The sequence below is a fragment of the Streptococcus sp. 544 genome, from assembly GCF_013277385.1.
Taxonomy (GTDB): domain Bacteria; phylum Bacillota; class Bacilli; order Lactobacillales; family Streptococcaceae; genus Streptococcus; species Streptococcus mitis_BA.
The window spans coordinates 5,385-12,223 of sequence record NZ_VMMU01000038.1 but is presented as its reverse complement, the minus strand read 5'-3'; the positions used below and the strand labels follow the sequence as shown (position 1 = coordinate 12,223).

Annotated in this window: 7 protein-coding genes and 1 pseudogene; 3 read left to right on the top strand and 5 right to left on the bottom strand. The window is 39.8% G+C overall.

Going from position 1 to position 6,839, the window contains the following annotated elements; translation table 11 throughout:
• Together HT728_RS10420 and HT728_RS10415 are read left to right on the top strand one after the other, a co-directional pair.
• The coding region (locus HT728_RS10420; protein WP_173235126.1) for a DUF1542 domain-containing protein at positions 1-1,244 on the top strand (1,244 nt) is incomplete at its 5' end.
• A 205-nt stretch (positions 1,245-1,449) separates the two neighbouring features.
• Positions 1,450-1,779 (top strand): annotated as a pseudogene (locus HT728_RS10415) (8-oxo-dGTP diphosphatase); the annotation flags it as partial.
• Here HT728_RS10415 and HT728_RS10410 read toward each other — a convergent pair.
• The 5 genes from HT728_RS10410 to coaB form a co-directional block, all read right to left on the bottom strand.
• On the bottom strand, positions 1,776-2,291 hold the full coding sequence (locus HT728_RS10410) for a transcription repressor NadR (RefSeq protein ID WP_000159192.1): 516 nt from the start codon (positions 2,289-2,291) through the stop codon (positions 1,776-1,778). The pseudogene HT728_RS10415 and the gene HT728_RS10410 sit on opposite strands and share 4 nt — an antisense overlap.
• 11 nt (positions 2,292-2,302) lie before the next feature.
• Positions 2,303-2,830, bottom strand: a complete 528-nt coding sequence (locus HT728_RS10405; protein WP_049524077.1) for an ECF transporter S component — start codon at positions 2,828-2,830, stop codon at positions 2,303-2,305.
• A gap of 178 nt (positions 2,831-3,008) precedes the next feature.
• A complete protein-coding gene (locus tag HT728_RS10400; RefSeq protein ID WP_000747412.1) occupies positions 3,009-3,572 on the bottom strand; it encodes an ECF transporter S component in 564 nt (187 codons plus the stop codon).
• The gene (gene coaC, locus HT728_RS10395; protein WP_000940138.1) at positions 3,556-4,107 is read right to left on the bottom strand and encodes a phosphopantothenoylcysteine decarboxylase; all 552 of its coding nucleotides are present in this window, start codon (positions 4,105-4,107) and stop codon (positions 3,556-3,558) included. The genes HT728_RS10400 and coaC overlap by 17 nt, the downstream gene beginning before the upstream one ends.
• A gap of 11 nt (positions 4,108-4,118) precedes the next feature.
• Positions 4,119-4,808: a phosphopantothenate--cysteine ligase gene (gene coaB, locus HT728_RS10390; RefSeq protein WP_000699486.1), complete on the bottom strand. Its 690-nt coding sequence runs from the start codon at positions 4,806-4,808 to the stop codon at positions 4,119-4,121.
• 229 nt (positions 4,809-5,037) lie between these two features.
• On the opposite strand from coaB, the gene HT728_RS10385 reads away from it, so the two are divergent.
• Positions 5,038-6,708 (top strand): formate--tetrahydrofolate ligase, encoded by a 1,671-nt coding sequence (locus HT728_RS10385; RefSeq protein ID WP_049524078.1) that lies wholly within the window; start codon positions 5,038-5,040, stop codon positions 6,706-6,708.
• Positions 6,709-6,839: the final 131 nt, after the last annotated feature.

Below are 6,839 nucleotides of genomic sequence, written 5' to 3'. Positions count from 1 at the left end.
ACAAAGACGCACTCCAAACCGCGACAAGCACAGGAGACACAACAACCAAAGGAACTCCAGCTTACTACAATGCCGAAGCAAGTAAGAAAACAGCGTATGACAATGCAGTAGCAGCAGGTAAAGTCGTACTAGCCAAAGACAATGCGACACAAACAGAAGTAAATGATGCCGTAAGTGCGATTACTAACGCTAAGAATGCATTGGGGGGAAGACCAACTAATAAAGGTGCGCTCCAAACCGCGACAAGCACAGGAGATACAACAACCAAAGGAACTCCAGCTTATTACAATGCCGAAGCAAGTAAGAAAACAGCGTATGACAATGCGGTAGCAGCAGGTAAAGTCGTACTAGCCAAAGACAATGCGACACAAACGGAAGTAAATGATGCCGTAAGTGCGATTACTAACGCTAAGAATGCATTAGGAGGAAACGCGACAAACAAAGACGCGCTCCAAACCGCTACAAGCACAGGTGATACAGAAACTAAGGCAAGTGCAGCTTACTACAATGCCGAAGCAAGTAAGAAAGACGCGTACGATCAAGCAGTAACAGCAGGTAAAGTCGTACTAGCCAAAGATAACGCGACACAAACGGAAGTCAACAACGCATTATCAGCAATTACCACAGCTAAGGAGAAGTTAGATGGGGCGCCATTCCCTACAGAAATAGAAAAATCAAACGCCATTGCAGAAGTGAAAAAAGCTTTAGATACTAAGATTAAATCTATAGAATCAAGTAAAGAATTTACAGATAACGATAAAGGAATCCTTAAAGACAAAGCTGAAAAAGCAGCGATGGCTGCTATTGTAAGAATAAAAACAGCAACAACAAATGTAGCTGTAGAAACAGCAAAAATTGAAGGAATAGAAAGAATTAACTCTATAGAGGCGAATTTACCTGCTACACTTGATTTTCCGGAATTTACAGGAGAGGTGAATGGTGAAATTGTAGAACCAACTGAGACACTTAAAGAAGAACAAGGTGGAGAAAACAAACCTCAACCAGCATCAGTAGTGCCATCTGATGATACAACACGTGATCCTGAAGTAGTCACTTCAAATTCTCAACCAGTTTCATCAGAGAATAATGTACCGAAACAAAATGATTCTAAAAGTCATGCCGCATTACCAAATACGGGTACCAAAGAAGATCGTGCTACCGGTTCATTAGGAGTTCTATCTCTTCTTGGAGCATTTGGTTTACTATTTGCTAAAAAGAAGAAAGATGATGAAGAGGAAGCATAAGTAGAAAATCTCATTTAATCTCTAGATTAGGAACTATCAGCGAGTTCTCTAATCTGGAGATTTTTTTCAATATGCTTCGTTATTGGGCAGTTACGATAATACTTTATAGTTGTTTGGTTTAAAAAAAGCATGCTATGATAAAGCTATGGCATATAGTACAGATTTTAAACAAGGAGCATTATATTAGATCAAAGAGGGGCACAGGCATGGCGAGTCTTTCGCAGAGTCTGTCATTCGTGAAATCTATGAAGAAACAGGATTGACTATCCAAAATCCTCAACTTGTCGGCATTAAAAATTGGCCACTAGATACAGGTAGGCGCTATATTGTCGTTTGTTATAAGGCGACTGAGTTCTCTGGTACTCTTCGCTCTTCAGAAGAAGGAGAAATTTCTTGGGTGCAAAAAGACCAGATTCCAAACTTGGATCTGGCCTATGATATGTTACCTTTGATGGAAATGATGGAAGCTCCGGACAAGTCTGAATTTTTCTATCCTCGCCGTACAGAAGACGTTTGGGAAAAGAAAATTTTCTAATCCTTTACCAAATAACCGAGCTGATCCAAGGCCTCCTCGATATAGTGGAGGTCTTGTTGTGTTTCGGCTTCAACTAGGTGGTAATGGATACCATCTGTCAATTCAGATAAAGGTTTAAAATCAGAATGCTCGACTTGTTCTAGAAAATGTTGAACGTCTCGGCGGCAAGAAAGTTTAAGCAAGGTTTCAATTTCTCCATAAACGGGATGGTCAATCAAGGTGTTTTGAACACGTCCACCATTATCTACGATAGCGAGGAGTTCTTGACCGATTTCTTCAACTTCATGTTTCACTTTAAAAAGTTTATGAACATAAGGGTTAGTATCAATTTGCTTATAGACGTAGCCACGATTGGTGGATAGGATAGGAGCGCCATCGGCTCTCAAAATTGCAATATCCTGTACAATGACCTGACGCGTGACATGAAAATGTTCAGCCAAACTTTGACCATTGAGGGCTTTAGGAGCTTCTTTCAAGACTTGGAGCAGGGCTTGTTTGCGATCTTTTGTCATAGTTTTTCCTCTTAACGGCGTTTTCGAAGCACTTTATAGACAGCTAGTGCTAATGTATAGTCTACCATACTATGGATAATTGTGCCAAATCCAACTAGTACAAATAGAACATAAAACATATTTTCTACATTGGTACCAGAAGTTGCGTAAAAAAGGACACAGGCTAATACTTCAGCAAGGGCATGAATGACAGCCAAAACAAAGTTGAAAATCCAAGAAGATTTTGGTTTATCTAGGGTATCGGGGAATTTTTGTAGGTAAAGAGCTCCCAAAGTCCCAAAAAAGATATGGGAAAAAGCTCGAAAAACGATAACCATGGGATAGCCAGCCATCAAAAATCCAAAACTAGAGGCTAGGATGACAAAAACAGCCATCAAGGGCGATAAGAACATGGCAATAAAAATAGCGATGTGGCTTCCCAAAGTGTAAGAAGCAGGTGGAATGACAATCTTAAAAGGCATAACAATTGGAATCAAAATCGCAATAGCCGTTAAGAGGGCTGTCATTGTCATAAATTGTGTCTTTTTCCGTGTATTCATAAGAATCTCCTTTTTAACTGTATATACACTAGTATAGTACAACAAACAAGATAATAAAGCAAGGATTTACTTAGGTCTATAAGTCATTTTTTTAATTAAAGACTCGTAAACATTTCACTAAAAACACAAACTACATCAAACAAAATCTCCACCTTCAGGTTTGAAAGCGGAGATTTTTTTATTTCTTCAAGGTTTGTAGTCGTGGAACAATGGCTAGGGTTAGAACTGCGGAAATGACTAATTCAGCAATTGAGTTTGTTGAGATAACAGTTGCTAGGAGTTTTTGGATATTACCATCAAAAACATTTCCAAAAAGGTAGAAAATTCCACCAAGTACAAAGACTGTGTTGGTAAGTGAACCAAGGGCACCAGCTAGAATCAGACCAGTCTTGTTTTTCATTAGTTTATAGACTAGATAAGGAGTTAAACCAATCAAAATACGTGGGACGATGGCAATGATAGCTGAGTAGATGTTTCCGTTTGGTACAAATGGGGAGAAGAGGTAGCTTGTTGGTAAAATTGTAATCGTGTTAACTGTCAAGCTAAGTAGTCCCATTAAAAATCCAAGTGTAACCCCAACTCGTGGACCGTAAATAATGCTGGCAATAATGACAGGAATATGAACGATGGTCGGTTTGATTGGGAATGGAAAAAGGTTAAAGATAAGTGAGCTTAGAAAATGAATCACGAGCATGGTTGCAAAAAAGATAGCAATAGGTGCAATATTAGAGCGTTTTTTCATCGAGAGTTTCCTTTATTCTTTCTAAAATAATTGTGAGGTCAGCTAAAGCTCCTCGTCCATGGTCTCCACAAGCTAGTAGGGATTTCTTAGGAGCAATCAGCTGATAGCCGTAGGTTTCTAATGTTTTCAGATTATTCTGAGTTGCTGGATGTTCATACATCTTTGTATTCATAGCAGGAGCTATTAGTTTGGGAATATGACTGGGTAAGGCTAGAGCTGTACTGGTCACCATGTTGTCCGCAAAGCCGTGGGCTAATTTTGCAATAGTGTTAGCAGTTGCAGGGGCCACAATAAATAAATCCGCCTTTTTTCCAAGTTCGATATGATTGACTTGATCTGGATAGGGTTCTTTCATGACATCCAAGGGAATAGGATTCTGTGAGAGTACTTGTAGTGTCAAAGGTTGGATAAATTCTGTAGCAGCCTGAGTCATTAAGACAGTGACTTGATGACCTTGTTTTTTTAGAGAACTGACTAAATCTGCCGACTTGTAAGAGGCAATTGATCCTGTTACAGCCAAGAGAATATGTGCCATAGTTTTCCTTTCTATGAATGATAGGCTTGAATTTTTTCAAGGAGGAGTTCTGCAATTTCTTCTTTAGTCTGGACTGTTTGAAGCTGATCTTTCTCAACAAAGATAGCTCGGTGCTGACCTGCTGAGATTTGAGTGAGATCATTTGCGATAATCAAGTCTGCTTGGTTCTTGATAAGACTTTTTCTAGCAATGTCAACCAGATGATCCTCGTTAACATCAACCAGCAGTTTGAAACCAATCAGATGAATAGTAGGATTCCATTTCTTGACTAGAGATATGATTTTGGGTGTTTTTTTCAGGAATAAAACCTGAATCTCATCAGTCGAAGAAATCTTTGCCTGATGATTCTGCTTGCTTAAAAATTCTTCTAGATTGGAACTAGATTGAACTTCCTCAAACCCTGTCATATAGACAGGAGTGTAATCAGATACGGCCATTGAGTGAATCAAGACCTGATAATCCTGAACACGTTCTTGCATTTCCAGTAGAAGGTTCTTGGTATTGTTAATTTCTCGAATGCTTAGGTTGGGATGGGTTTCTGGCTTCAGAGCTCGTTTTGTCGTCATTAAACAAACTTCATGCCCTGCAGCAAGCAAGGTTTCTGTGATGATTTTGCCCAAGTGACCTGTAGAATGGTTAGTGATAGAGCGGACGCTATCGATAGCTTCACTGGTACCGCCCGATGTAACTAAAATTTTCATAGCACTATTGTACACAAAAATAAACGGTAAGTAAAATGAAAGTGATAAATTTTTGGTAAAAACGAAGATTTACTATAGTTTCAAACTATAAAGCCATATAAAATTTAAGAAAGGACTCTAAAAACCTTAAAAACAGGGATATTTACGAACGTTTAGAGAGTTTTGGGATGTTAAAAATCTTGTTTTGTGATATAATGAATTATCATATAAGAGGTTAGAGGAGTTTTGAATGAAAACAGATATTGAAATCGCACAGAGTATTGAGTTGAAACCAATCGTTGATGTTGTAGAGAAACTTGGAATTTCTTACGACGATTTAGAGTTGTATGGAAAGTACAAAGCTAAGCTCAGCTTTGATAAAATTCGTGCAGTTGAGAGCAATCCAGTTGGGAAATTGATTTTGGTTACTGCCATCAATCCAACGCCTGCAGGTGAAGGAAAATCAACTATTACCATTGGTCTGGCGGATGCCTTGAATAAGATTGGCAAGAAAACCATGATTGCTATCCGCGAACCATCTCTTGGTCCAGTAATGGGTATCAAGGGTGGTGCTGCTGGTGGTGGTTACGCCCAAGTGCTGCCAATGGAAGACATCAACCTCCACTTTACTGGAGACATGCATGCTATTACAACTGCCAACAATGCTCTTTCTGCCTTGATTGATAATCACTTGCACCAAGGAAATGAGCTAGGAATTGACCAACGCCGTATTCTCTGGAAACGTGTAGTGGACTTGAACGATCGCGCTCTTCGTCATGTAACCGTTGGACTTGGTGGTCCTCTTAACGGAATTCCACGTGAGGATGGCTTTGACATTACAGTTGCTTCAGAAATCATGGCCATTCTTTGCTTGGCGACTGATATTGAAGATTTGAAACGCCGTTTGGCTAATATCGTTATTGGTTATCGCTATGACCGTACCCCTGTTTCTGTAGGTGATTTGCAGGTTGAGGGTGCTTTAGCATTGATTTTGAAGGATGCTATTAAGCCAAACTTGGTTCAGACAATTTACGGTACACCTGCCTTTGTACACGGTGGTCCATTTGCCAATATCGCTCATGGATGTAACTCTGTTTTGGCAACGACAACAGCCCTTCACTTGGCTGATTACACAGTTACTGAAGCTGGTTTTGGTGCAGACCTTGGTGCTGAGAAATTCCTTGATATTAAGACACCAAACTTGCCAACATCTCCAGATGCAGTTGTTATCGTCGCAACCCTTCGTGCCCTTAAGATGAATGGTGGTGTAGCTAAAGACGCTTTGACAGAAGAAAATGTAGAGGCAGTTCGTGCAGGTTTTGCCAATTTGAAACGCCATGTTGAAAATATCCGTAAGTTCGGTATTCCAGCAGTTGTTGCGATTAACGAATTTGTATCTGATACAGAAGCTGAAATTGCAGCCTTGAAAGAACTTTGTGCCTCAATTGATGTACCAGTTGAGTTGGCAAGTGTCTGGGCTGATGGTGCAGAAGGTGGAGTAGCACTTGCCGAAACAGTTGTCAAAACTATCGCTGAAAACCCATCTAACTATAAACGTTTGTATGACAATGACCTTTCTGTCCAAGAAAAGATTGAAAAGATTGTTACTGAAATCTACCGTGGTAGCAAAGTGAACTTTGAAAAGAAAGCTCAAACACAAATTGCTCAAATCGTTCAAAACGGTTGGGACAAATTGCCAATCTGTATGGCTAAAACTCAGTACAGTTTCTCTGACAATCCAAATTCACTTGGAGCACCTGAAAACTTTGAAATTACCATTCGCGAATTGGTGCCAAAATTAGGTGCAGGCTTCATCGTTGCCTTAACTGGTGATGTCATGACCATGCCAGGACTTCCAAAACGACCAGCAGCCCTCAACATGGATGTTGAAAGCGATGGAACAGTCCTAGGCTTGTTCTAGTATATTGTACTTGACTTTAAATGAGTTTGGAAATACTATCCAAGCTCATTTTTTCTCAGACTGCAAGCAGTTTGTCAATAAGAATTATACTCTTCGAAAATCTCTTCAAACTACGTCAGCTTCACCTTGCC

Excerpts from the sequence above, each read along its gene's own strand:
- HT728_RS10385 (WP_049524078.1), top strand. The coding sequence starts at position 5,038 with ATGAAAACAGATATTGAAATCGCACAGAGTATTGAGTTGAAACCAATC.
- coaC (WP_000940138.1), bottom strand. The coding sequence starts at position 4,107 with ATGGCACATATTCTCTTGGCTGTAACAGGATCAATTGCCTCTTACAAG.
- coaB (WP_000699486.1), bottom strand. The coding sequence starts at position 4,808 with ATGAAAATTTTAGTTACATCGGGCGGTACCAGTGAAGCTATCGATAGC.
- HT728_RS10400 (WP_000747412.1), bottom strand. The coding sequence starts at position 3,572 with ATGAAAAAACGCTCTAATATTGCACCTATTGCTATCTTTTTTGCAACC.
- HT728_RS10410 (WP_000159192.1), bottom strand. The coding sequence starts at position 2,291 with ATGACAAAAGATCGCAAACAAGCCCTGCTCCAAGTCTTGAAAGAAGCT.
- HT728_RS10405 (WP_049524077.1), bottom strand. The coding sequence starts at position 2,830 with ATGAATACACGGAAAAAGACACAATTTATGACAATGACAGCCCTCTTA.